Here is a 23,384-nt window from a genome sequence, read left to right on the forward strand (position 1 = left end):
CGCGCCGCCGCACCGCGCGGGGCGCGTCTCATCCGTCGTGCTCGTCCCCGCCGCGGCCGGAAGGACGGCGGCGGGCGGTCTGCCGCCGCAGAATACACAGCTCACGGACGTGCCACGCGGCGGGGGCGGGTCTTCGGCCGGGTGCGGACCGGCCGGGGCGGGACGGCTCCGGGCCCGCCGGGCGTGCGGGCGCCCGCTCGCGGCCGGCCCGCGCCCCTTGTGCGGCGGCGGCCCTGGCACCGGGCGGGTCGCGCGGAGGCCGGAGACCGGGCACCGCCCGCGGTGGTCCTTCCGCCCGGCCTGCGGGAACGCCCTCCGGAGGCGACGGCTCTCCGCGTCTCGTCCGGTCGCGGGCAGGGCGCAGGCGGGCCGGGCGGCGCGGTGCACCGGTGGGCCGGGGGCGGCGGGGAGGGAGGGTCAGGACTCGGGGAGGTCGATCTCGAACCAGGCGACGTGGGTGCTGTCGGTCCAGTACTCGCCGCTGCGGGAGGTGCAGCTCTCGATGATGAGCTTGCCGCGGCCGTAGTCGCCGTCGGACTCGCGGAGGACGCCGTCCGCGCCGACGCCGTCGGGCTGCTTCTCGCCCTGGTCGGCGACGGCCACCCGGACGCTGCCGCGGTCGGAGCGGATGAACAGGGTCATCACCCCGCCGACCTGGCCGGAGCGGGAGTGCAGCAGCGCGTTGGTGGCCAGTTCGCTGGCGGCCAGCTCGGCGTCGTCGACCGCCTCGCAGGGGCCCTGGACGCCCTCCAGGAAGTCGCGGACGCGGGCGCGGATGGAGCGGACCGCGGTGAGGTTCCCGACGCAGCTCCACACCGTGTGGTCGGTGGCGACCTCTTCGGCGAACTCGCCCGCCTCCAGATCGCGCAAGGGGTCGGCAGCGGCGTATTCCCGAAGTCGCTGCGATTCGGTCATCCCCGTGTCACTCCCATCACCGGACGGCGGTAGCCGCTGGCCTCACCTTAGACAACGGCGCACCATGACCAGGACAGCACACCGGGGCCCGGTTGATCTCGGATACCTCACAAAACGCGGGCCCGTGTCCCCTCGGGATACGACAAAGCCCCCGGACGGCTCCGGCGCGCCCCGTCCGACCTGCGCCTTCCTGGCATTCCCGCCCTCCCGCCGGGCACCCGGCCGCCCCGGCCGGGACACGCGGTGCGGCCGGATCGGTGAAATGGCTGACACGACCCGGAACAAGAACGATAATCGTTGCCATTCACGGCTCCCCGCCCCCTTCGGGAGCCGTGTCCGCGCCGCCCGGGACCGACCGGGCGGCGCTCCCCGACCACGTCACGGAAGGCCACCCATGAAGATCGCGTTCGCCGGCAAGGGCGGCAGCGGCAAGACCACCCTCTCCGCGCTGTTCACCCGGTTCCTCGCGGACGCCGGGCACACCGTCGCGGCGATCGACGCCGACATCAACCAGAACCTCGGCCAGGCGCTCGGCGTCCCGGCGGACCGGCTGGCCGCCCTGCCGCCGCTCGGCGGCCACCTGACCGAGATCAAGGAGCTGCTGCGCGGCGCCAACCCGCGGATCGGCGGCCCCGAGACGATGGTGAAGACGACGCCCCCGGGGCGCGGCTCCCGGCTGCTCGACCTCTCCCCGGACAACCCGGTGCACCGCCGGTTCGGCGTCCGGGCCGCGGGCGCCGTGCTCATGGCCACCGGGCCGTTCACCGAGGAGGACCTGGGCGTCGCCTGCTACCACTCCAAGGTCGGCGCGGCCGAGATGTACCTGAACCACCTCGTCGACGGGGCCGGCGAGTACGTCGTGGTGGACATGACCGCCGGCGCCGACTCCTTCGCCTCCGGCCTGTTCACCCGGTTCGACCTCACCTTCCTGGTCGCCGAGCCGACGCTGCGCGGGGTCGGCGTCCACCGGCAGTACGCCGAGTACGCCCGCGACCACGGGGTGCGCATCATGGTCATCGGCAACAAGGTCGAGGACGCCGCCGACGAGGCGTTCCTCCGCGAGCACGTGGGCGACGCGCTGGCCGCCTGCTTCGGCCGGTCCGGCTTCGTGCGGTCGATGGAGAAGGGCGCGCACCCCGGCCTCGGCGAGCTGGAGCCGGAGAACCTCAAGACGCTGGCGTGGATGCGCGACGCGGTCGACTCGGTGCCGAAGGACTGGGCGGCCTTCACCCGCCAGGGGGTCGAGTTCCACCTGCGCAACGCCGAGGCCTGGGCCGGGGCCGCCACCGGCGCCGACCTGGGCGCGCAGGTGGACCCGGAGTTCGTGATGGGGCCGGAGGCGCTCGCCGCCTCCCGGGCGCTGCTCGGCGCACCGGCCTGAGCGGCCCGGGGCCGGTCCGCGGGGGCGGGCGGAGCGCGGTGCTCCGCCCGCCCCCGCGGCGCTCTCCCCCGCCTCCGGAAGGGGCTCCGGGGAGGGCGCTCGGCGAGGCCTTCGGACACCCTTACCGAGCAACTGCTTGATATTACGCAAAACCGGCGAAATCAACCTCAAACAACAAGGTTCAGCGACTCGGCCGCATCGATTGGATCACGAACCCGCACCCCGGAATGACAGCTTCAGTGCACTCGGCCACTCTTTCGCCATCCGAACGGCCGTGCGCACGACGCAACTTGCGATTATCGCACAATCGCACGTCAGTACGGCTTTTATCACGCTCTGTACATAATTCGAAGCAGACTCCCGTCACACCCGTTATCACGCACGGCATCCGTTCGAACACGGTTTGACGTCCCTGTTCGAGGTGATGACTATCGGTTGGGTCGGCGCGGGCCGCCCGCCCGCTCCGACGGGCGCCGCCCGCCCCCTTCCCGGTCAGCCGCCTCCCCGGCCCGGCGGCCGGACCGGCGCCCTTGCCCTGCCCCGAGCGCGAACCGAGGTGTCCCGTGTCGTCCATCCCCAACGAGTCCGGCCATCAGCGTCCCGCCCCGGAGGCCGGACCGGCGCCGAGCCGCAGAACCGTCCTGATGGCGGGTGCGGCCGGGGCCGTCGTCGTTCCGGCCCTGGCCGCCTGCGGCGGGGGCGGCTCGGGCTCCGGCTCCGGCGGCGGCCGGCTCCGCGTCGGGGTCGCGGGCGGCTCCTCCAACGACACCGTCGACGCCCACCAGCCCACCGACAACCCCGACATCGCCCGGGTCTACAACCTCTACGCCGGGCTGTGCCGGTTCGCCTCCGACTTCACCGTGCAGATGGCGCTGGCCGAGTCGCTGGAGCCGAACGAGGAGGCCGACCTCTGGACGGCCAAGCTCAAGAAGGGCCTGACCTTCCACGACGGGTCGCCGGTCAACGCCGACGCGCTCATCTTCACCCTGGAGCGGATCACCGACCCCGACCGCCCGGGCACCAGCTCCGAGCAGCTCTCCCAGATGAAGCGGGACGACCTGAAGAAGGTCGACGACCTCACCGTCGAGATCCCGTTCAAGGAGCCCTTCGTCACCTTCAAGGAGCTCTGCGCCGAGTACGCGATGGGCCTGGTCCCGGAGGGCTACGACCCGGAGAAGCCGGTCGGCGCGGGCCCGTTCAAGTTCGAAGAGCTCACCAAGGGCGAGCGGAGCGTCTTCTCCGCCTTCGACGACTTCTGGGACGGCCGGCCGCAGATCGACGAGCTGGAGATCATCAACTTCGCCGACGAGAGCGCCCGGGTCAACGCCCTGGTCAGCGGCCAGGTCGAGGTGATCGCCCAGGTCCCGCACAGCCAGATCGAGGTGATCGAGGGCAACGGGAACCTGCAGATCCTGGAGTCGGAGTCGGGCATGTGGCTGCCGTTCACCATGCGGGTGGACGAGAAGCCGTTCGACGACGTGAAGGTGCGCCAGGCGTTCCGGCTCATCGTCGACCGCCAGCAGATGATCGACCAGGCCCTGAACGGCTACGGCCTGCTCGGCAACGACATGTACTCCCGGTTCGACCCGTACTACAACGAGGACCTCCCGCAGCGCGAGCAGGACATCAAGGAGGCCCGCAAGCTGCTCAAGGAGGCCGGCTACGAGGACGACCTCGAGGTCGAGCTGGTCACCGGCCCGATCAGCGCCGGCGCGGAGTCCGCCGCCCAGGTCTTCCAGGAGCAGGCCAAGAAGGCCGGCGTCAAGGTCGAGCTGAAGCGCGTCACCAGCGAGGAGTTCTACGGGGACAACTACCTCAAGTGGACCTTCGCCCAGGACTTCTGGAGCGCGCGCCACTACCTCACCCAGGCCGCCCAGGGCTCCTACCCCGGTGCGCCGTTCAACGAGACGCACTGGGACGACGAGGAGTGGATCGAGCTGGTCGACGAGGCCCGCGCCACCGTCGACGACGACAAGCGCGGCGAGCTGATCAAGAAGGCCATGAAGATCGAGTACGAGCGCGGCGGCTACATCGTCTGGGGCTTCCCGAGCATGATCGACGGGATCAGCAAGAAGGTGAAGGGCTTCGAGCCCTCGGTCGTCGGGCACCCGCTGGGCGGCTACAACTTCCACGCCGTGACGATGGAGGCCTGACCGGAGGAGTCCGCCACGCTTCCCACGTCCGCAGCGACCCGAAGGTCCTCCCCATGACACGTCTGATCCTGTACCGCCTCGGCTACGGGGTGCTGACCCTCTTCGTGGTCTCACTCGTGGTCTTCGGTGCGACGCAGGCGCTCCCGAGCGACCCGGCCCAGGCCATCCTGGGCCGGGAGGCCGCCGACCCGGCCCGCCTGGAGGCCCTGCGCCAGCAGCTCAACCTCGACCAGCCGCTCGCCCTGCAGTACTGGAACTGGCTGGCCGGCGCCGTGGTCCTCGACTTCGGCACCTCGCTGGCCGGCGGCATGCCCGTGGCCGAGCTGCTCGGCCCGCGGATCCAGGCCAGCCTCACCCTGATGCTGATCACCGCGGTGATCGCCGCGCCGATCGCGATGGCCATCGGCGCCTTCGCCGCGCTCCGCCGCGACCGCCGGTTCGACCACACCTCCTCCATGGTCACCCTGGTGCTGGCCGCCGTCCCCGAGTTCGCCGTGGGCATCGTGCTGATCCTGCTGCTGGCCACCGGCGCGCTGCAGGTGCTCCCCGCGGTCTACGCCGGCAGCTCCGAGGACGTGCTGTCCAGCCCGGACCAGCTGGTGCTCCCGGTGCTCACCCTGGCCATCGCGGTCAGCCCGCCGATCATCCGGATGATGCGGGCCTCGATGATCGAGGTGCTGGAGAGCGAGTACGTCCAGCAGGCCCGGCTCAAGGGGCTGCCGGAGCGGACCGTCATCTGGCGGCACGCGGCGCCCAACGCCATCGGCCCGGTGGCCCAGGTCATCGCGCTCCAGCTGGGCTGGCTGGCCGGCGGCGTGGTCGCGATCGAGTTCCTGTTCAACTTCCCGGGCATCGGCAAGACCCTGATGGAGGCGATCGAGGCCCGCAACCTCCCGGTCATCCAGGCCGTGACCCTGCTGATCGCGGTCGTGTACGTGGTGGTCAACCTGCTCGCCGACATCGTCGGCCTGGCCGCCAACCCGAAGGTGAGGGTGTCGTCGAGATGAGCACCGCTACCGCCGCGGCGGCCCCGGGGGCCGCCGCCCCGCCGCGCCGCCCCGGGCTGCTCCGCACCGCCTGGCGCTACCACCGCACCAAGATCGGCGTCGTGCTGACCGCCGCCGTCCTGCTGGTCGCCGCGGTCGGGCCGTTCGTCAGCCCGTACAGCCCGACCGAGATGGCCGGCACGCCCAACGCCACCGGCATCGACGGCGCCCTGTTCGGCACCGACAACGTCGGCCGCGACGTGCTCAGCCGGTTCCTGCACGGCGGCTACACCCTGGTGGCCATCGCCGTGCTGTCCGCCCTGGCGGGCGTGGCGGCCGGCGCGGTCATCGGCATCGTCGCCGGCTACCTGCGCAACTGGGCCGACGAGCTGCTCATGCGCACCAACGACATGCTGCTGGCCTTCCCGCAGCTGGTGCTGGCGCTGCTGCTGCTGTCCATCCTGGGCCCGCAGGTCTGGCTGATCGTGGTGATCATCGCGGTCTCGCACGCCAACCGGGTCGCCCGGGTGGTCCGCGAGGCGACGCTGAAGGTGGTCGAGCAGGACTTCGTCAAGTCCGCCGAGGCGATCGGCCTGCCCCGGTGGCGGATCATGGCCTCCGAGATCCTGCCCAACATCACCAGCCCGCTCCTCGTCGAGCTGGGCCTGCGGATCACCTACTCGGTGGGGACCATCGCCACGCTGAGCTTCCTCGGCATGGGGCTGCAGCCGCCGACCGCCGACTGGGGCCTGATGATCAACGAGGGCCGGGTGGCCATCACCGTCCAGCCGTGGGCGGTCGTCCTCCCGGTGACCGCGGTCGCGGTGCTGACCATCGGCGCCAACCTGATCACCGACGGGCTCTCCCGCGCGTCCATCGGCATCGACCGAGGGGTGGAGAAGTAATGAGCGGCAACCCGCAGCAGGAGGCGGCGCTCGCACTGGGCGTGCAGGGCCTGACCGTCATCGGTCGCCCCTCCGACGTGGAGATCATCTCCGACATCACGCTGACCGTGCGGCGCGGCGAGATCTGCGGCCTGGTCGGCGAGTCCGGGTCCGGCAAGACCACGCTGGGCCTGTCGCTGCTGGCGCACTGCAAGCGCGGCACCGAGGTCACCCGCGGCGCGGTCGAGGTGGCGGGCACCGCGCTGACCGGCCTGTCCGAGGCCGAGGTGCGCCGGCTGCGCGGGCGGGCGGTGGCCTACATCCCGCAGTCCCCCGCCTCGGCGCTCAACCCGGCGCTGCGGCTCCGCACCCAGCTGGCCGAGGCGCTGCACTCCTGGAACGAGGAGGAGCAGGGCACCCGGGCCGACCGGGTCCGCGAGGTGCTGCGCGAGGTCGCGCTCCCCGACGACGACGCGTTCCTGGCCCGCTACCCGCACCAGCTCTCCGGCGGCCAGCAGCAGCGGGTCGCGATCGCGATGGCCTTCATCGACCGCCCGGACGTCATCGTGATGGACGAGCCCACCACCGGCCTGGACGTCACCACCCAGGCGCACGTGCTGGAGACCATCCGGAGCATGACCCGCCAGCACGGCACCGCGGGCGTCTACATCAGCCACGACATGGCGGTCGTCGCCGACCTGGCCGACGAGATCGCGGTGATGTACCGGGGCGAGGTGGTCGAGCGCGGCCGGGCGGCCGAGGTGCTGGCCGACCCGGAGCACGACTACACCCGGCGGCTGCTGCGCGCGGTCCCGCTGCTCAAGACCTCCGGCCACGCCGAACCCGAGGAGGACGGCGGCGAGCCGCTGCTGAAGATCTCCGGGCTGCAGGCCGGGTACGGCTCCACCACGGTGCTGCGCGGCATCGACGTGGAGGTGCGGCGCGGCGAGTGCGTGGCGCTGCTGGGCGAGTCCGGGTCGGGCAAGACGACGCTGTCCCGGTCGGTGGCCGGGCTGCACACCCAGTTCAGCGGCGGGCTGCTGCTGGACGGCGAGCAGCTGGCCGCCAGCAGCTACCGGCGCACCGCCGAGCAGCGCCGCAGGGTGCAGTACATCTTCCAGAACCCCTACGAGGCGCTGAACCCGCGCAAGCGGGTGCGCGACCTGGTGCTGGCCCCCTACACGCACCTGATGGGGAAGCCGAAGGACCCCGACGCGGTGGTGCACGAGGCCCTGGAGCGCGCGGCGCTGCCTGCCTCCTACGCGGCCCGCTTCCCCGAGCAGCTCAGCGGCGGCGAGCGGCAGCGGGTCGGCATCGCCCGCGCCATCGCGACCGGCCCGGACCTGCTGATCTGCGACGAGATCACCTCGGCGCTGGACGTCTCGGTGCAGGCCGAGATCGTCAAGCTGCTGCGCGCCCTGCAGGACGACGGGATGGCGCTGCTGTTCGTCACGCACAACATCGCCCTGGTCTCCAACATCGCGCAGAAGGTCGCGGTGCTGAACAAGGGCGAGATCGTGGAGTACGGGCCGGTCGGCGAGGTGATGTCGGCCCCGGGGCACGACTACACCCGGGCGCTCATCGCGGACACCCCCGACTTCGAGCTCTCCTTCGGCGAGTCGCCGATGCACCGGGGCGCCCAGGCGCCGGAGAAGGCCGCCGGGCAGTAGCCGCGGCCGGCCCTCCCACCGGGCCCCGGGTCCTCAGCCGGACCCGGGGCCCGGCTGCGCCTGCACCGCGGTGATGGCGACGGTGTTCACGATGTTTTCCTAGAGGAAGCCCGGTCCTTCAGAGCGGGGAGGAATCCGGGCAGCAGGCCCTTATTTTCCGCGTTCTGCTTACTCACCGCTCTCCCCTGGGGCAGACTTCGGGCATGCGGACGGCGTACAAGTGCCGGGCCTACCCGGACCCCGAGCAGGCGGCCCAGCTGGGCCGCACGTTCGGGTGCGTGCGCCTGGTGTGGAACAAGACCCTCGCAGAACGCCAAGCTGCCTACCGCGCCGATGGCACCAAGACCTCCTACAAGCAGACCGACCAGGCGCTCACCGCCTGGAAGAAGACCGCCGACCTGGCGTTCCTGTCCGAGGTGTCGTCGGTGCCACTACAGCAGGCGCTGCGGCACCAGCACACCGCGTTCGGCAATTTCTTCGCCGGACGCGCCCGCCACCCGAGGTTCAAGAACCGCAACGGCCGCCAGTCGGCGCACTACACCAGGTCGGCGTTCCGTATCAAGAACGGGGCTCTGTCCCTGGCCAAGCACAAGAGGCCCCTTCACGTGGCGTGGTCGTTCCACGATATCGACCTCGCTGCCCTGAACCCCACAATGGTGATCGTCTCCCGCGAACCCGACGATCGCTTCTACGTGACGTTCGCAGTGGACACCGACGACCCCGGACCCGCCCTCGGAACCGACTCGGAGGTCGGCATCGACCTCGGGGTGAAGGATTTCGCGACCCTGTCCACGGGCGAGAAGATCGCCAACCCTCGCCATCGGGACCGCAAAGCGCGGCGCCTGGCCTGGTACCAGCGATTGATGGCCCGCAAGCAGCGCGGCTCCAACAATCAGCGCAAAGCCAAGCGGAAGGTCGCGGTGGCACACCGGAAGGTTCGCCACGCCCGGAACGACTTCCTGCACAAGACCTCCACGCGCCTGGTGCGTGAGCACAACGTGATCGCCATCGAGGACCTCAACGTACGTGGCATGACCGCCTCGGCCAAAGGAACGATCGATGTCCCAGGCAAGAAAGTGCGACAGAAGGCCGGGTTGAACAAGTCCGTGCTGGACGCCGCGTGGGGCGAATTCCGCCGTCAGTTGGAGTACAAAGCCGAACGCGCGGGGCGCGCCTTGGTGGTGATCGACCGGTGGTTCCCCTCGTCCAAGACGTGTTCGGGGTGCGGACACCTGCTCAAGAAGCTCTCGCTGGGCACCCGGATGTGGACGTGCCCCACCTGCCGCACCCGGCACGACCGGGACGTGAACGCGGCGAAGAACATCCTTGCGGCCGGTCGAGTCGCAGCCCGGGAGTACGCCTCGGGTGATGCCTGTGGAGCCGGTATCAGTCGGCGGGGGTCCTCCCTTCCGCGGTCGGTTGAGAAGCAGGAAACCGCTGCCGTGAGGCGGTCCGCGTAAGCGGAACCGTCCCGTCGGGGACGGTCGGACTCCCCTCCTTCAGGAGAGGGAGGAAGTCAAGATGTCCTGTACCAGGGAGCCCCGGGACAGGTCGCGCAGGGTGGGCGCGCGCAGCCGGGGCACCTCGGGCAGCACGTACCCCTGGCCGCCGAGGGCGGAGCGGAGCGCGGCGGCCCGCTCCGGGTCGACCCGGTCGACCACCGCGGCCGGCGCCACCGCGTGCTCCCGCTCGACCTCCTGGCGGGCCATGGCGATGGCGTCGGCGGTCTCCCGCCCGCTCCGCTCGGCCCCGGAGACCAGCAGCAGCACCGGTGTGCCCAGGTTGGCGGCGACGCGGGCGTTGAAGGAGAACTCGGTGGCGGTGCCGACGTCGGTGTAGCCGGTGCCGACCACCACCACGGCCGCGTGCCGCGCCGCCAGGGCGTGGTAGGCGTCCACGATCCGCGCCATGGCCTGCTCCGGGTCGGCCCGCGCCTCGGCGTAGCTCGCCCCGACGCAGTCCTCGTACCGGTCGGGCAGGTCGAACCGGGCGCGCAGGGTCTGCACGATCGGGTCGGCCGCCCCGCCCTCCACCACCGGCCGGAACACGCCCACCGAGCGCACCGCGCCGGACAGCGCCTCGGTGACCCCCAGCGCCACGACCGCCTGCTGGCTGTCGGCATCGGTCGCCGCGATGTACACGCCACTGGCCATGTCGTCCTCCCGCCCTCCACGGTAGGACGCCCGCCCCCGGACGCGCCCGAAGGGCGCGCCCCCTCTCCCCGGCCGGGGCCGGGACGCGGCGGTCCCGGGTGCCGGGAGGAAAGGGTCTCCGATCCGGCAGGGCCGCCCGGCGGCACGGCGCGGGGTCCTCCCCCTCACGGCGCCGGGAGGCTCGACCTCGTCCCCGCCGGGGCCGACCGGTGCCCTGCAGGGAGGAAGGGCCGAAGGCCGGGCCGGCCGCCGTCCGCGGTCGGCGGGACCGGGTCAGCCGAGGTAGGCGGCGCGGACCGCGGGGTCGAGGCGGACCTCTTCGGGCGGGCCCTCGGCGATGACCCGGCCGAGGTCGAGCACGGCGAGGTGGCGGCAGGCGGCCATGGTGAAGGAGACGTCGTGCTCCACCAGGAGGATGGTGCCGCCGGCGGCCTCCTGCACGGTGCGCAGCACCTCGGCCAGCCGGGCGGTCTGCTCGGCGTCCAGTCCGGAGGTCGGCTCGTCCAGCAGGAGCAGCGGCGGGTCGTCGGCGATCGCGCGGGCCAGCTCCACCATCCGGCGCCCGCCGATCGGCAGCGACCCGGCCCAGGCGGCGTGCAGGCCGGCGATGCCGCACCGGTCCAGCACCTCCATGGCGCGCTCGCGGCGCGCCCGCTCCCGGTGCCTGCGGGCCGGCCAGCCGACCAGGTCGGCGGGGAGCCCGCCGCCGCCTCCGCGCCACTCCAGGGCGGTGAGCACGTTGTCCAGCACGGTCAGCCGGCCGAAGACCTGCGGGCGCTGGAAGGTGCGGCGGACGCCCATCCGGGCCCGGGCCACCGCGTTGGCGGGGGCCAGGTCGCGGCCGCCGAGCAGCACCCGGCCGGCGGCCGGCCGGCGCAGCCCGGTGACGACGTCGAACAGCGTCGTCTTGCCCGCGCCGTTCGGCCCGATGACGCCGGTGACGCCGCCGGGCCGGGCGGAGAAGGTCGCCTCGGAGAGCGCCCGGACCCCGCCGAACGCCACGGTCACGCCCTCGACCCGCAGGCCCTCGGCGGCCGGGCCGTCCGGTTCCCGCCGGGGCGGGGCCGGTGTGTCAGCGGTTCTCATGTGCTTCGCCCACCTCCTGTGCCTGCCGTGCACGCTCGTCCGGCCCGGGGCCGCGGCCGGGCCCCAGGTACGCCTCTGCCAGCCGCTCCTCGCCGACCTCCGCGCTCGGGCCGATCCAGACCAGCCCGCCGGCGGCCATGAAGGCGGCGGTGTCGGCGATCGGCAGGATCCCCTTGGGCTTCTCCTCCACCACCAGCAGCGCGGTCCCGGCGGCGCGCAGCTCGGCGAAGACCGCGAACACCTGCTCGGCGGCCTTCGGCGCCAGCCCCAGCGAGGGCTCGTCGGCGATCAGCACCGCCGGCGGCCGGACCAGCGCCGGGGCCAGGGCGAGCAGCTGCTGCTCTCCGCCGGAGAGCCGGCCCGCCGGGGTGGTGCGGCGGCGGGCCGGCAGCGGCAGCCGGTCCAGTGCCTCCTCCCGCTCGGCGGGGGTGCGCAGCCAGGTGGCGAGGTTCTCCTCCACGGTGAGCGCGGGGAAGACGCCCCGGCCCTCCGGGGCGAGGAACAGCCCGGCGCGCGCCCGCAGGTGCGCCGGGGCGGCGGTCACGTCCCGCCCGCCCAGCAGCACCGCGCCGCCGGTGGCGGGCACCGTGCCGGCGGCCGTCCCGCACAGCGTGCTCTTGCCCGCGCCGTTGGGGCCGAGCAGCGCGGTGATCCGGCCCGCGGGGACGTCCAGGTCGACGCCGCGCAGCACCGGGACGTCGCCGTAGCCGGCGGAGACCCCGGCCAGGCGGAGCGCCGCGGGCGGCTCCTCCTCCCCTCCGGGCGCCGGGGCGGCCGGGGCGGCGGGGGCCGTCCGGCCGGCGCGGGCGGCGGTCCGTTTCCGCCGGGGCCCGGCGGGCCGGGAGAACAGCCCGTCCGGCCGGCGCGCCAGCACCAGGCCGCCCAGCCCGAACAGCGCCGTGAGCAGGTGGGCGGAGTCGCTGACGTGGCTCAGCACCTCCGGGGCCAGGGCGAAGACCAGGCCGGCCGCGACCGCCGGGCCGACCCGGCGCACCCCGTGGATCACCGCCACCGCGAGCCAGACGAACCCGGTCACCGCGGGGAAGGCGTCCGCGGTCACCCGGCCGTTGAACACCGCGAGCAGCACCCCGCCGAGCCCGGCGACCCCGGAGGCCAGCACGAACAGCAGCAGCTTGATGCGGACCTGGGAGACACCGGAGGTGAGGGCGGCCTCGGGCGCCGAGCGGACGGCCAGCACGGCCCGCCCGGTCGCGGAGCGCTCCAGGTTGCGCAGCAGCAGCGCCGCGCCGGCCAGCAGTGCCAGCAGCACCAGGACCTGGGCCCTGCGGTCGGTGAGCCCCGCGATGCCGGGCAGCGGCCAGCCCTCGTTGCCGTTGGTGACCGCGTCCGGCTGGAACAGGATCTGGTCGGCGAGGAGCGCCAGGGCCAGGGTGGCCAGGGCCAGTGCGAGCCCGCCCAGGCGCAGCGACGGCACCGCCGCGACCAGGCCGAGCAGCACGGAGGCGGCGATCCCGAGCAGGATCGCGGCGAACAGCGGCACCCCGGAGGAGTAGGCGATCGCGGTGGTCAGCGCGGCGGCGGCGACGAAGGCCGGCATCGCCAGGTTCACCATCCCGCCGATCCCGGTGATCAGCACGAAGGAGGTGAAGATCAGGCCGTAGGCCAGGCCCTGCACGACCAGGCCCAGCCAGAAGTGCGGGGCGAAGGCGAGCGCCCAGACGGCCAGGGCCGTCCCGGAGGCGGCCCAGGGCAGCGCGCGCCGCCACGGCGGGAGCCCGGCCAGGTGGTCGGGGGGCGGCGCGTCCTCGGCCATCGCCCCGGCGACCCGGCCCCGGTGCGCCCCCATGACCAGCAGGGCGGCGAAGAGCAGCAGCACCGGGACGGCGGTGGCCAGGCCGCGCACCCGGTCGGTGAAGGGCAGGTAGCCCACGGCCAGGTTCTGCAGCACGCCGAGGCCGAGCCCGGCGGCGAACGCGATCGGGATGGACCGGAGCCGCCCGCAGACCGCGGCCGTCGCCGAGGAGAACAGCAGCACGGTGAAGGCGGTGGCGTCCAGGCCGAGGAAGGGCGCCACCACCACGCCGGCCAGGCCGGCCAGGGCCGAGCCGAGCGCCCACGCCGCCGCGGAGGTGCGGCCGGGGTCGGTGCCGCGCAGCGCGGCCAGGTCGCGCCGGTCCGCGGCGGCGCGCATCCGCAGGCCCAGCGGGGTGCGGCGGAGCAGGGCCCACAGCCCGGCGGCGGCCAGTGCGGCGGCCGCGAACGCCACCACCTGGTTGGAGGTCAGGGTGAACAGGTCCAGCGGCCGCCAGGCGACCACCGGGCTCGGCCCGATGCCGGGGACGGTGAACTGGTCGTCGCCGCTGGGCAGCCGGAGCCCGAACGTCCCGTTCAGCACGTGCACGGTCCACAGCGCGGCGGCGGGCAGCGCGACGGTCAGCGCGATGGCCGCGACGGTCTGCGCGGTCGCGCCCGCGCCGGCCAGCCGGTCGAACATGGTCCTGTGCAGCAGGTAGCCGAGGCCGGGGGCGAACAGCCCGACGGCGACGGCCAGCGCGACCGGGGCCGGCAGCCCGGCCCCGGTGTGCAGCTGGAAGTAGAGGAAGGCGGTGGCGAACCCGATCGCGCCGTGGGCGAAGTTGAACACCCCGGTGGCGGCGTGCGTGAGCACCAGCCCGGAGGCCATCACGGCGAAGACCGAGCCGGTCACCAGTCCACTGACGACGTACGCCAGGAGTTCGGCCATGCGCCCCTCCAGGGGTTGCGGAGGTCAGGGGGTCGGGGGTGCGGCGGGGCGGCCGCCCTCGCGGTGGTCTCGGCGCCGCGGCCCGGTCGGAGTGCCGCGGCGGGGCCGCCGCGCCGAGGTCATCGGGGAGGCGGGCGCATCAGTCCCCCTGGTAGACGGTGTTCTCGGTGCAGGTGAGCTCCTGGACCGGGGTGAACTCGCCGTCCTCCAGGCGGACCAGGGCGCCGCAGCCGTTGGACTCCCGGTGGCCGGCCGGGTACTCGGTGGTGCCGAAGCCGGGGTCCTCGTGGGTGAAGCCGGAGTTGAGGGTCTCGGTGAGCGAGGCGCGGGTGATGTCGGGGCCGGCCGCCTCCGCGGCGGCCAGGAACAGGTCGGCCGACCAGTAGCCGTAGGCCATCGGCTGGCTGAACTCCAGGTCCGGGTCGCCGGTGTGCGAGCGCAGGTCCTCCTGCATGAGCGCGACCTCGGGATGCTCCTCGGCCAGTTCGAACGGCTGGACCTGCGGGGAGCCGTAGGCCCCGTCCAGGGCTTCGGCCAGTTCGGGCTGGGCGAGGATGTCGGGGTCGTAGCTGACCCCGTCGGTCCAGGCGCCCTCGAAGCCGGCCCGTTTGAGCGCGCCGTAGAGTCCGGCGTTGTGCCCGGAGGTCATCACCGAGACCACCACGTCGGGCGGGTCGCCGCCGTCGGCGCCCAGCACCGCGTTGACGTAGGGCGTCCAGTCCGCCGGGGCGGCGTCGGCCGGGATGCCGGCGTCCTGCCCGATGACTTCGAACCCGGCCGCGGCGAACGAGGCGGCCATCGGCCCCATCCCGGCGGCGCTGCTCGCCGAGTCGGTCGACTGCACCCAGGCGGTCTTCCCCTCGGCGCCGCCGAGCTCCTCGGCCATCAGCTCGCCCCACCAGGTCTGGGTCCGGTCGCCCTGCTCCGGTTGGAGGCAGCCGTTGAAGCCGAAGCCGTGGTCGTTGCGGCAGAAGGCCTGGTGGGTCCCCCAGCCGAACCAGGGGATGCCGTTGTCGGTGAAGACGTCGGCCCCGTTGAAGGCGGGCGAGGCGACCGGGACGGCCGCGAGCACCTGCTCCTTCTCGGCGAGGGCGCGGGCGCCGGCCAGGCTCTCCTCCGGGTCGAGCCGGTCGTCCTGGGTGCCGGTGTAGTCGATGGTGCGGCCGTGCACGCCGCCTTCGGCGTTGGCCCGCTCGAAGCGGGCCAGGGCGCCGGTCTCCATGTCGGCCAGTGAGTAGCCGATGGTGCTGGTCTCCACCAGCAGCCCGCCGACGATGAGGGCGTCCTCGGTGACGCCGGCGTCCGCGGCGGCCGCGGTGCCGCCCTCGGCCGCGCACCCGGCGGCGGTGAGCGCCGCCGCGGCCAGCAGTGCGGCGAGGCGGCGGGAGAGGGCCGCCGGTGTCCGGGTCCTGACTGCGGTCGTCCTGGTCATGGGCGCTCCGTCCGACGGTGTGCCGGGCGCGCGCCCCCGCCGCACCCGATTGAACCTAGCGCTCGCTTGGTATCGGAGAGTATGATCCGCGCAGACCGGTGTCAACGCCCCTTGAGGACCGAGCCGCACCGCCGGTCCCGCCCCGCGCGGGCCCGGCGCCGACCCCCCGGAGGTCCGTCGATGACGACCGAGTACCTCAACCACATCGGCGGCGGGTTCCGCCCCGCCCGCTCCGCGCGCTGGATCGACAGCACCGACCCCGCCACCGGGGAGGTGTGGGCGCGCGTCCCGGCCTCCGGGGCCGAGGACGTGGACGACGCCGTCGCCGCGGCCGCCGCCGCCTTCCCCGCCTGGCGGGCCACCCCGCCGCTGCGCCGGGCGGCCCTGCTCCGCGCCTGGTCCGAGGCGGTGCTCGCGCGCTCCGCCGAGCTCGCCGAGATCGAGAGCCGGGACAACGGCCGGGTCCTCCGGGAGACCCGGGACGCCGACGTCCCCGGCGGCGCGCTGCACATCCAGTACAACGCGAGCCTCGCCGACAAGATCACCGGGGACACCGTCCACCTCGGCGGGACCTCGCTGGCCTCCACCCACTACGAGCCGTTCGGCGTGGTCGGGGTGGTCATCCCGTGGAACGCCCCGCTGGCCATGTTCTTCGCCAAGGTGTCCGGGGCGCTGGCCGCCGGGAACGCGGTGGTGGTCAAGCCCGCCGAACAGGCCTGCTGCTCGATCCTGGCCGCCTGCGAGCTGTTCGAGCGGGCCGGCTTCCCGCCCGGCCTGGTCAACGTGGTCTCCGGCACCGGCCCCGAGGCCGGGGAGGCGCTGGTGGACCACCCCGGCGTGGCCAAGCTGCACTTCACCGGCTCCACCGCGACCGGGCGGCGGGTCACCGAGCGCTCCGCCGCCAACCTGAAGAACCTCTCGCTGGAGCTCGGCGGCAAGTCCCCCGACATCGTCTTCGACGACGCCGACCTGGACGCCGCCGCCGCGGGCGCGGCCGCCGGGATCTACACCGGCGGGGCAGGGCAGGCCTGTGTGGCCGGTTCGCGGATCCTGATCCAGGACACGATCTTCGAGGAGTTCACCGAGCGGCTCCGCAAGCGCGCCGCCGCGATCCGGCTGGGCGACCCCCGCGACCCGGAGACCGACATGGGGCCGATCACCTTCGCCGGGCAGTACCGCAAGGTCCTCTCCTACCTGGAGTCCGCCCCGGCCGACGGGGCCGAGCCGATCTTCGGCGGGCGCACCGGCGCCGACGCCGTGGCCGACCCGGCGCTGGCCGGCGGCTACTGGGTGGAGCCGACCCTGTTCGCCGCCGCCGGCAACGGGCCGGCGATCTGCCGGGAGGAGGTGTTCGGCCCGGTCGCGGTGGCCATCCCGTTCGGCTCGGAGGAGGAGGCCTACGCGCTGGCCAACGAGACCGACTACGGGCTGGCCGGGGGCGCCTGGACCCGCGACCTGAACCGGGCGCACCGCGCCATCGCCGCGATCGAGGCCGGAACGGTGTGGATCAACACCTTCCGGCGGCTGCACTGGGCGGTGCCGTTCGGCGGGCACAAGCAGAGCGGCAACCTGCCCGCCAACGGCGTCGACGGGCTGCGCGAGTGGCTCAACCTCAAGGCCGCCTGGATCGAACTGGGCTGAGCCGGCGGCCCCTGGGGCCGATCCCGCCGCGGGCCCCGCGGCGGCGTCCGCGACCGAGGAGGACCTGACGACATGCTGATCCGCGCCGCACTGCTCACCGCCCCCGGGGCGCCGCCGGAGGTCCGCGAGGTCGAGATCGCCGATCCCGGGCCGGGGGAGGTCCGGGTGCGCATCGCCGCCTCCGGCATCTGCGGCTCCGACCTGAAGGCGATCGACGGCACCAGCCCGGTGGTGCGCCGGCTCCCGGTGGTGGGCGGGCACGAGAGCTCGGGGACGGTGGAGTCGACCGGGCCCGGCGTCACCGCGTTCGCCCCCGGCGACGAGGTGCTCATCGCGATGAACCGGCCCTGCGGGTCGTGCCGGATGTGCGCGCGCGGCGACGCGCACCTGTGCACCGGCGAGGACCGGCTGCGGGCCGTGATGGGCCTGATGCCCGACGGCGGCACCCGGCTGCGCGCCGGCGGCGAGGAGGTCCGCCCCTACCTGGGCATCGGCTCCTTCGCCGAGTACGCCGTGGTGAGCGAGCGCGCCCTGGTCCGGCTGCCGCCCGGCCTGCCGCTGGACGCGATGGCGCTGCTCTGCTGCGCCGTGGTGACCGGGGTCGGCGCGGTGCTGAACACCGCCGCGGTGGAGGCGGGCTCCTCGGTGCTGGTGGTGGGGTGCGGCGGGGTCGGGCTGAACATCGTGCAGGGCGCCGCGCTGGCCGGCGCGGCGCGGATCGTTGCGGCCGACGTCTCCGCGGCCAAGGCCGGGGCGGCGGAGCGGTTCGGCGCCACCGACCGGCTGGTCTCCGACGGCGGGGGCGGCGGCCTGGCCGAGCGGGTGCGCGCGCTGGTGCCCGGCGGGGTGGACTACGCCTTCGACGCCACCGGCGCGCCCGCGGTGCTGGCCGAGGCGTTCGGCGCCACCCGGCAGGGCGGCACCACGGTGATGGTGGGCAGCCCGCCGCCCGGCGCCGAGGCGGTGGTCCCCGCCGCCGGGCTGTTCGGCTCCCGGCGGCTGCTGGGCTGCCAGGGCGGCGACGCCTCCCCCTACTCCGACCTGCCGCGCCTGGTGGAGCTGTACACCTCCGGCCGGCTGCTGCTGGACGAGCTGATCAGCGAGCGGGTGCCGCTGGAGCGGATCGGCGAGGCCGTGCAGCGGGTGCGCGCGGGCGAGGCGACCCGGTCGGTGGTGGTGTTCGACGCCCCGGCCGGCGGGGCCGCCGCGCACTGAACCAAGCGATTGATCGCCACTTCCGGAGGCGCTACCGTGAACCGGGAACAAAAACTGAAACACGTTCTGCTTTTTTGGAGTGCGAGCGGCGGAGCGGGACCTCCCGCCCCGACCGGCCACCGACGGACCCCGGCGGGAGCCAGCCGATGCCCTTCACCGACCTGCGGCACAGCACCGATCTGCGGCACGGAGCCGACCCGCGGCACGGCGCCCTGACCGGCGTCCGGCTGTTCCACACCGAGCACGGCCCCGAGGACGCCGCGCACACCCTGCTCCTGGTGCACGGCTGGGGCTCGGACTCGCACGAATGGGTCCAGCACATCCCCGCGCTGGCCGAGCGGCACCGGGTGATCGCCCCCGACCTGCGCGGGCACGGCGGCTCCGGGGTGCCGCCGAGCGGCAACACCCCGCGCGCCATGGCCGCCGACCTGGCCGCGCTCCTGGACGGCCTGCCCGGCCGGGCACCGGTGACCGCCGTCGGCCACTCGATGGGCGGCCAGGTCGCCGGGCTGCTCGCCGCGGACCGGCCCGACCTGGTGCACGCCCTGGTCACCGTCGACCCCGGGTACGGCTTCCCGGCCGACGTGGCCCGGGCCTTCCCGGCGATGGCCGAGGCGCTGCGCGGCCCGGACGCGGTGCGCACCGCGATCGCCATCGACGCCTGGGACTACACCCCGGCCACCCCCACCTGGATCCGCGCCTGGCACGACCGCCGACTGGAGGCCGCCGCCCCGCACGTGCTCGCCGAGGCGTTCGCGGCCATGTTCACCGACCCCGGCGCGATCGGGGCCCGCCCGGCCGCCGAGCGGCACCTGGCCGGCCGGGACCAGCCCACCCTCTCCTTCCGCTTCGACCCGGAGCTCGCGGAGTGGGAGCGGCCGCTGCTCCGTCACCCCGCCTCCGAGGTGGTCTGCTGGCCCGGCTCCGGGCACCGGCTGCACGAAGAGCGGCCCGCCGAGTTCCTGCTGGTGCTCCAGCGCTGGCTGGAGCGCGCCGTCCCGGAGGGCGGCACCGGCGGCACCCGTCCCGACGAGCGCGGCACCGGCCGCGAGAATCGAGGAGCGCAGTGAAGTTCAGCCTGTTCATGAACCCGCAGATCCCCGGATCGGGGTTCGCCGCCGAGGAGAACGCCAAGGCCCTGCGGCCGATCGGACGCGACCCCGGCTCCTACCAGAAGCTGCTGCACGAGGTGCGCGAGATCGCGGTGCACGCCGACCGGATCGGCTTCGACGCGCTGATGATCACCGAGCACCACTTCCACTCCGAGGGCTTCGAGTTCTCGGTCAACCCGCTGATGGTCCTGGCCGACCTGGCCGCCCGGACCGAGCGGATCCTGCTCGCCCCGCTCGGCCTGGTGCTGCCGGCCTGGGACCCGATCCGGGCCGCCGAGGACGTGGCGCTGCTCGACCACTTCAGCCGGGGCCGGCTGCGGCTCGGCATCGCCCGCGGCTACCAGGCGCGCTGGGCCAACGTGCTGGGGCAGCGGTGGAACTCCCAGGCCGCGCGGAGCGACGGCTCCTCCAGCGACGACCGCAACTTCGACGTCTTCGGCGAGCTGCTGCACATCATGAAGATGGCCTGGACCCAGGAGACCATCCGGTACAAGAGCGACGTGCTCGACTACCAGGTCCCCGCACCCTACGACGGGATCGAGGGGTGGCCGGCCCAGGAGTGGACGCGGACCTTCGGCGCCCCCGGCGAGCTGGACGACCAGGGCCGGATCCAGCGCGTCTCCGTGGTGCCCCGCCCCTACCAGGACCCGCACCCGGAGCTGTGGCAGCCGTTCACCATCAGCGACCGCTCGGTGATCCGCGCCGCCAAGGAGGACATCCTGCCGTGGATGTTCACCCCCATCCCCGGCGAGCACCGCAAGAAGGCCGAGCTGTACCGCGCGGAGGCCGCCCGGAACGGCCGCGACTACAAGCTGGGCGAGCACACCGGGATCCTGAAGATCGTCGGCATGGCGGGCAGCCGCGAGGAGGCCATCGCCACCTACGGCAGCAGGATGCACAAGGACTTCGCCTCGTTCTTCGGCCCGTTCGGCTACCTGGAGGTGCTGCGCACCGCCGACGACGACTCGGCGAAGCCGATCAGCCCGGAGAAGGGCGACTTCAAGCGGATGGCCGACGTGCAGATGGCCCTCATCGGCGGCCCGGACGACGTCAAGCGCGGCATCGAGGCGATGCTCAAGGAGATCCCCGACCTGGAGTGGTTCGGCCTGTTCATGCAGGGCCAGCAGGGGGTGCTCCCGCTGGACGACGTCAAGCGGAACCTGGAGATGTTCGCCGAACACGTCATCCCGGAGTTCCGGGACTGACGGAACCGGCGGAACTGCCGGGACCGCCCGAAAGCGCGGCGGCGGGCGCCTGCCGGCCCCGCCGCCCGCCCCTCCCCGCCGCCCCCGGCACCGCGACGGACGGCCCGACGACTCCACCGGCGGCCGACCGGGACCGGGCGAGGGCCGGTCGAGGGCCGGTCGAGGGCCGGTCGAGGGCCAGTCGAGCGCGGCGCCCCGCGGAGCGAAGGTTCAAGCGGGCAGCGAAGGCGGGAGGACGTGCCGGCCGGTCGGTCCGGCGCGGCACCCCGCGAAGCGAAGGTCAAGACGAGCAGCGACGGCAACGGTGGGGGCAGGGCGAAGGCCGTAGCCCGGGCGCGGCGCCCCACGGGGCGAGGGTTCAAGCGGGCAGCGAAGGCGGGAGGACGTGCCGGCCGGTCGGTCCGGCGCGGCGCCCCGCGAAGCGAAGGTCAAGACGGGCGGCGACGGCAACGGTGGGGGCGGGGCGGAGGTGGTCGCCCGGGTACCGGGCCCCACGGGGTCGGGGTTCAGGCTGGCGGCGAGGGCGGGAGCGGGCCTGGCGCCGCGTTCACCGGCCGGGCCCGGCGCGTGCTCCCGGCAAGGGGAGGCGGTGCTCCGGTGAAGGGGGCAGGCCCACTTGCCCCGGCCCACCTGGGGGCCTTATCCCTATATGCCTGGTTCGCAGCGGGGATCGAGCGAGGGTGGAGGCGCCCTGCGCACCACGAGAGCACCCCGATTACATCTACCAGCGAGTAGTAAGCCCCCAGGCCCCGCCACCGCCTCAATGATTACCCAGAGTGGCCAAACAAGGCCTCCCAGGAGAACAAAAGCGACATCCCGCCCCCACCTCCGCTCTCCCTGGGTTCCGACCCCCTGCATCCCGGCCTTCCGGGCGGCTCGAACCCCTCGCCACCGGCCCGATCAGGGCGATCCGGGCCTGCCGGGGGCCGATCCGGGCCGGGATGCGCGCCCGGGAATCACCGGGGTGCTCTCGCGGTGCGCAGGGCGCCCCACCCCGCCATCACCCTGCGTATTCGCCAAGGTCAAAGAGGTGCAGCGGTTTCAACGGCGGCCGGCCCCGCCGCCCGGGCGACGCGGGAACGGCGAACCCGCCGCCCAGGCCGCCCCGGCTGCCCCCACCCCGCTCTGCCGCACCCGACCGACCAGCCGGTTCCCACTGCCGCCCTCGCCGCCCGCTTGAACCCCAGCCTTGTGGAACGCCGCGCCCGGGCGGCCGCCTTCGCCCCGCCCCTACCGGCGCCGTCGCCGCTGGCTTGAACCTTCGCTCCGCGATACGCCGCACCCGGGCGACCGCCTCCGCCTCGCCCCTGCCTGTGCCGTCGCCGCTGGCTTGAACCCTCACTCCGTGGGGCGCCGCGCCGGACCGACCGGCCGGTCCCCCACCGCCGCCCTCGCCGCCCGTCTTAACCCCCGCCCCGTGGGGCGCCGCGCCCGGGCTACCGACTGGCCGGTCCCCTCTCCGTCCTCGCTCTGTCCTCGCTCTGTCCTCGCTCCGTCCTCGGTGGCGGCGGGGCCCTGTTCGGGGTCCGGCCGCTTCCTGATAATCGACCCCCCGCACCCCGCGGGCCGGCGATCGGACAGGGAGCGGAATGGAACTGGAACGCGTGGTCATCGGCCTGGTGACGGCGGCGCTGCTGCCCTACTCCATCCCGATGGTGCGGCCCCGGCGGGCGACCGCGCTCGTCCTCACCGCCGGCTACGCCCTGTACACCCTGGCGCCGGGAATGCTCTCCTGGGCCGCGCTGGTCCTGCTCCCGCTCTGCGTGGGCGCCTCCTGGCTGCTCGGCCGGCTGGCCAAGGCCGACACGAACATGCAGGGGTCGCCCCGGCTGTTCCGCCCCGCCGGCACCGCCCGGTTCATCTACGTCCCGCTCGCCCTGGCCGTGCTGCTCGCGCTGGCGTCCGGACTTCTCTACGGGGGTGCCCTGCTGACCCGGGCGACAGGTGAACTTATCCTGGACGACAGTACGGCGCTCGTGGTCTCGGGTCTCCTCGTGGCCACCTTCGTCGGGGGGGAGGTCGTCACTCACACGCTCCACCCGTTCTACGCCGAATTGAAGAAGGCGGAGGCGGAGGAGATGGAGCCCCTGCGCGGGGCCGGCACCGCCATCGGGTGGTTGGAGCGGTCCATGACTTACGCCTTCGCCGTCGCAGGACAGCCGGAGGCCGTCGCGGTGGTCGTGGGGATCAAGGCGCTCGCTCGCTTCCCCGAGCTGAAGAGCAACCAGAAGCGCTTCGCCGAGTACTTCCTCATCGGATCCATGAGCAGCATCGGATTCGCCCTCCTGGTCGCCGCGGTCGTCCGCGTGCTGCTGGGAGAAAGGGCCCTTGGGTGACATGGAAGACCGTCAGCGGCCATCCGCTCGTCGTCGAACTGCGCCGGCTCCGGCTGCCGCAGTCCGACTTCATCATCGCCGGCAGCGGCCCGCTGCTGGCGCACGGGATCCGGGACGACATCACCGACCTGGACGTGGTGCTCCGCGGCCGGGCCTGGGACATCGTCCGCGGCCTCGGCCCGGTGTCCACCGCCCCCTGGGAGGGGGTGCGCCGGGTGATGCTGGCCGACGGCCGGCTGGAGATGCTGAACGGCTGGTTCCCGTCCATGTGGGACCTGGACGAGTTCGTCTCCGCCCGTGAGCTCCTGCACGGGCTGCCCTTCGCCCCGCTCGAACGGGTGCTGCGGTGGAAGCGCCGCCTGGGCCGGGCCAAGGACATCGCCGACATCAACGCCCTCATCGACCATCTGGCGTCCCGGCACTTCCAGCTGCCCCCGCTCGGCGAGACCGACCCGCGGCCCGGCTGAGCGGCGCCCCGAGCACCCAGGAGCGCCCTGCCCCGGGGCGGCCC

Annotated in this window: 17 protein-coding genes; 12 read left to right on the forward strand and 5 right to left on the reverse strand. The window is 73.9% G+C overall.

Annotation, left to right across the window (positions count from 1 at the left end):
* Positions 1-417: 417 nt before the first annotated feature.
* On the reverse strand, positions 418-915 hold the full coding sequence (locus tag D459_RS0108110; RefSeq protein ID WP_026120178.1) for an ATP-binding protein: 498 nt from the start codon (positions 913-915) through the stop codon (positions 418-420).
* 394 nt (positions 916-1,309) lie between these two features.
* Here D459_RS0108110 and D459_RS0108115 point away from each other — a divergent pair, with 394 nt between their 5' ends.
* The 6 genes from D459_RS0108115 (at position 1,310) to D459_RS0108140 (ending at position 9,449) form a co-directional block, all read left to right on the forward strand.
* Positions 1,310-2,296, forward strand: coding sequence for an ATP-binding protein (locus tag D459_RS0108115; RefSeq protein WP_017592497.1), 987 nt, complete (start codon positions 1,310-1,312; stop codon positions 2,294-2,296).
* A gap of 563 nt (positions 2,297-2,859) precedes the next feature.
* A complete protein-coding gene (locus D459_RS0108120; protein ID WP_026120179.1) occupies positions 2,860-4,449 on the forward strand; it encodes an ABC transporter substrate-binding protein in 1,590 nt (529 codons plus the stop codon).
* A gap of 53 nt (positions 4,450-4,502) precedes the next feature.
* Entirely contained in the window at positions 4,503-5,456 is a 954-nt protein-coding gene (locus D459_RS0108125; protein ID WP_017592499.1) for an ABC transporter permease, read from the forward strand.
* A complete protein-coding gene (locus D459_RS0108130) occupies positions 5,453-6,340 on the forward strand; it encodes an ABC transporter permease (protein ID WP_017592500.1) in 888 nt (295 codons plus the stop codon). Before D459_RS0108125 ends, D459_RS0108130 begins: the two co-directional genes overlap by 4 nt.
* Entirely contained in the window at positions 6,340-7,989 is a 1,650-nt protein-coding gene (locus D459_RS0108135; protein ID WP_017592501.1) for an ABC transporter ATP-binding protein, read from the forward strand. Before D459_RS0108130 ends, D459_RS0108135 begins: the two co-directional genes overlap by 1 nt.
* Positions 7,990-8,192: 203 nt before the next feature.
* Positions 8,193-9,449, forward strand: coding sequence for an RNA-guided endonuclease InsQ/TnpB family protein (locus D459_RS0108140; RefSeq protein ID WP_017592502.1), 1,257 nt, complete (start codon positions 8,193-8,195; stop codon positions 9,447-9,449).
* Between the two features lie 39 nt (positions 9,450-9,488).
* Here the strand turns inward: D459_RS0108140 and D459_RS0108145 are convergent, their stop codons facing one another.
* From D459_RS0108145 to D459_RS31075, 4 genes are all read right to left on the reverse strand, one after another.
* Positions 9,489-10,142 (reverse strand): AAA family ATPase, encoded by a 654-nt coding sequence (locus D459_RS0108145; RefSeq protein WP_081620492.1) that lies wholly within the window; start codon positions 10,140-10,142, stop codon positions 9,489-9,491.
* Positions 10,143-10,415: 273 nt separating this feature from the next.
* Positions 10,416-11,228, reverse strand: a complete 813-nt coding sequence (locus tag D459_RS0108150) for an ABC transporter ATP-binding protein (RefSeq protein ID WP_017592504.1) — start codon at positions 11,226-11,228, stop codon at positions 10,416-10,418.
* Complete coding sequence (locus tag D459_RS0108155) at positions 11,215-13,932, reverse strand: ABC transporter permease subunit (RefSeq protein WP_017592505.1); 2,718 nt, start codon at positions 13,930-13,932, stop codon at positions 11,215-11,217. The genes D459_RS0108150 and D459_RS0108155 overlap by 14 nt, the downstream gene beginning before the upstream one ends.
* A gap of 139 nt (positions 13,933-14,071) precedes the next feature.
* A complete protein-coding gene (locus D459_RS31075; protein ID WP_017592506.1) occupies positions 14,072-15,364 on the reverse strand; it encodes an ABC transporter substrate-binding protein in 1,293 nt (430 codons plus the stop codon).
* A gap of 180 nt (positions 15,365-15,544) precedes the next feature.
* On the opposite strand from D459_RS31075, the gene D459_RS0108165 reads away from it, so the two are divergent.
* From D459_RS0108165 to D459_RS0108190, 6 genes are all read left to right on the forward strand, one after another.
* Complete coding sequence (locus tag D459_RS0108165; protein WP_017592507.1) at positions 15,545-17,005, forward strand: aldehyde dehydrogenase family protein; 1,461 nt, start codon at positions 15,545-15,547, stop codon at positions 17,003-17,005.
* A gap of 72 nt (positions 17,006-17,077) precedes the next feature.
* Positions 17,078-18,220, forward strand: coding sequence for an alcohol dehydrogenase catalytic domain-containing protein (locus tag D459_RS0108170; protein ID WP_017592508.1), 1,143 nt, complete (start codon positions 17,078-17,080; stop codon positions 18,218-18,220).
* Positions 18,221-18,366: 146 nt separating this feature from the next.
* Entirely contained in the window at positions 18,367-19,290 is a 924-nt protein-coding gene (locus D459_RS31080) for an alpha/beta fold hydrolase (protein ID WP_017592509.1), read from the forward strand.
* Complete coding sequence (locus tag D459_RS0108180) at positions 19,287-20,537, forward strand: LLM class flavin-dependent oxidoreductase (RefSeq protein WP_017592510.1); 1,251 nt, start codon at positions 19,287-19,289, stop codon at positions 20,535-20,537. Before D459_RS31080 ends, D459_RS0108180 begins: the two co-directional genes overlap by 4 nt.
* A gap of 1,589 nt (positions 20,538-22,126) precedes the next feature.
* Positions 22,127-22,873, forward strand: coding sequence for a hypothetical protein (locus D459_RS0108185; protein ID WP_017592511.1), 747 nt, complete (start codon positions 22,127-22,129; stop codon positions 22,871-22,873).
* Positions 22,870-23,340, forward strand: coding sequence for a hypothetical protein (locus D459_RS0108190; protein ID WP_017592512.1), 471 nt, complete (start codon positions 22,870-22,872; stop codon positions 23,338-23,340). The genes D459_RS0108185 and D459_RS0108190 overlap by 4 nt, the downstream gene beginning before the upstream one ends.
* Positions 23,341-23,384 lie beyond the last annotated feature (44 nt).

The organism is Nocardiopsis potens DSM 45234, from assembly GCF_000341105.1.
Lineage (GTDB): Bacteria > Actinomycetota > Actinomycetes > Streptosporangiales > Streptosporangiaceae > Nocardiopsis_A > Nocardiopsis_A potens.

Excerpts from the sequence above, each read along its gene's own strand:
- D459_RS0108110 (WP_026120178.1), bottom strand. The coding sequence starts at position 915 with ATGACCGAATCGCAGCGACTTCGGGAATACGCCGCTGCCGACCCCTTG.
- D459_RS0108115 (WP_017592497.1), top strand. The coding sequence starts at position 1,310 with ATGAAGATCGCGTTCGCCGGCAAGGGCGGCAGCGGCAAGACCACCCTC.
- D459_RS0108125 (WP_017592499.1), top strand. The coding sequence starts at position 4,503 with ATGACACGTCTGATCCTGTACCGCCTCGGCTACGGGGTGCTGACCCTC.
- D459_RS0108130 (WP_017592500.1), top strand. The coding sequence starts at position 5,453 with ATGAGCACCGCTACCGCCGCGGCGGCCCCGGGGGCCGCCGCCCCGCCG.
- D459_RS0108135 (WP_017592501.1), top strand. The coding sequence starts at position 6,340 with ATGAGCGGCAACCCGCAGCAGGAGGCGGCGCTCGCACTGGGCGTGCAG.
- D459_RS0108140 (WP_017592502.1), top strand. The coding sequence starts at position 8,193 with ATGCGGACGGCGTACAAGTGCCGGGCCTACCCGGACCCCGAGCAGGCG.
- D459_RS0108145 (WP_081620492.1), bottom strand. The coding sequence starts at position 10,142 with ATGGCCAGTGGCGTGTACATCGCGGCGACCGATGCCGACAGCCAGCAG.
- D459_RS0108150 (WP_017592504.1), bottom strand. The coding sequence starts at position 11,228 with ATGAGAACCGCTGACACACCGGCCCCGCCCCGGCGGGAACCGGACGGC.
- D459_RS0108155 (WP_017592505.1), bottom strand. The coding sequence starts at position 13,932 with ATGGCCGAACTCCTGGCGTACGTCGTCAGTGGACTGGTGACCGGCTCG.
- D459_RS31075 (WP_017592506.1), bottom strand. The coding sequence starts at position 15,364 with ATGACCAGGACGACCGCAGTCAGGACCCGGACACCGGCGGCCCTCTCC.
- D459_RS0108165 (WP_017592507.1), top strand. The coding sequence starts at position 15,545 with ATGACGACCGAGTACCTCAACCACATCGGCGGCGGGTTCCGCCCCGCC.
- D459_RS0108170 (WP_017592508.1), top strand. The coding sequence starts at position 17,078 with ATGCTGATCCGCGCCGCACTGCTCACCGCCCCCGGGGCGCCGCCGGAG.
- D459_RS31080 (WP_017592509.1), top strand. The coding sequence starts at position 18,367 with ATGCCCTTCACCGACCTGCGGCACAGCACCGATCTGCGGCACGGAGCC.
- D459_RS0108185 (WP_017592511.1), top strand. The coding sequence starts at position 22,127 with ATGGAACTGGAACGCGTGGTCATCGGCCTGGTGACGGCGGCGCTGCTG.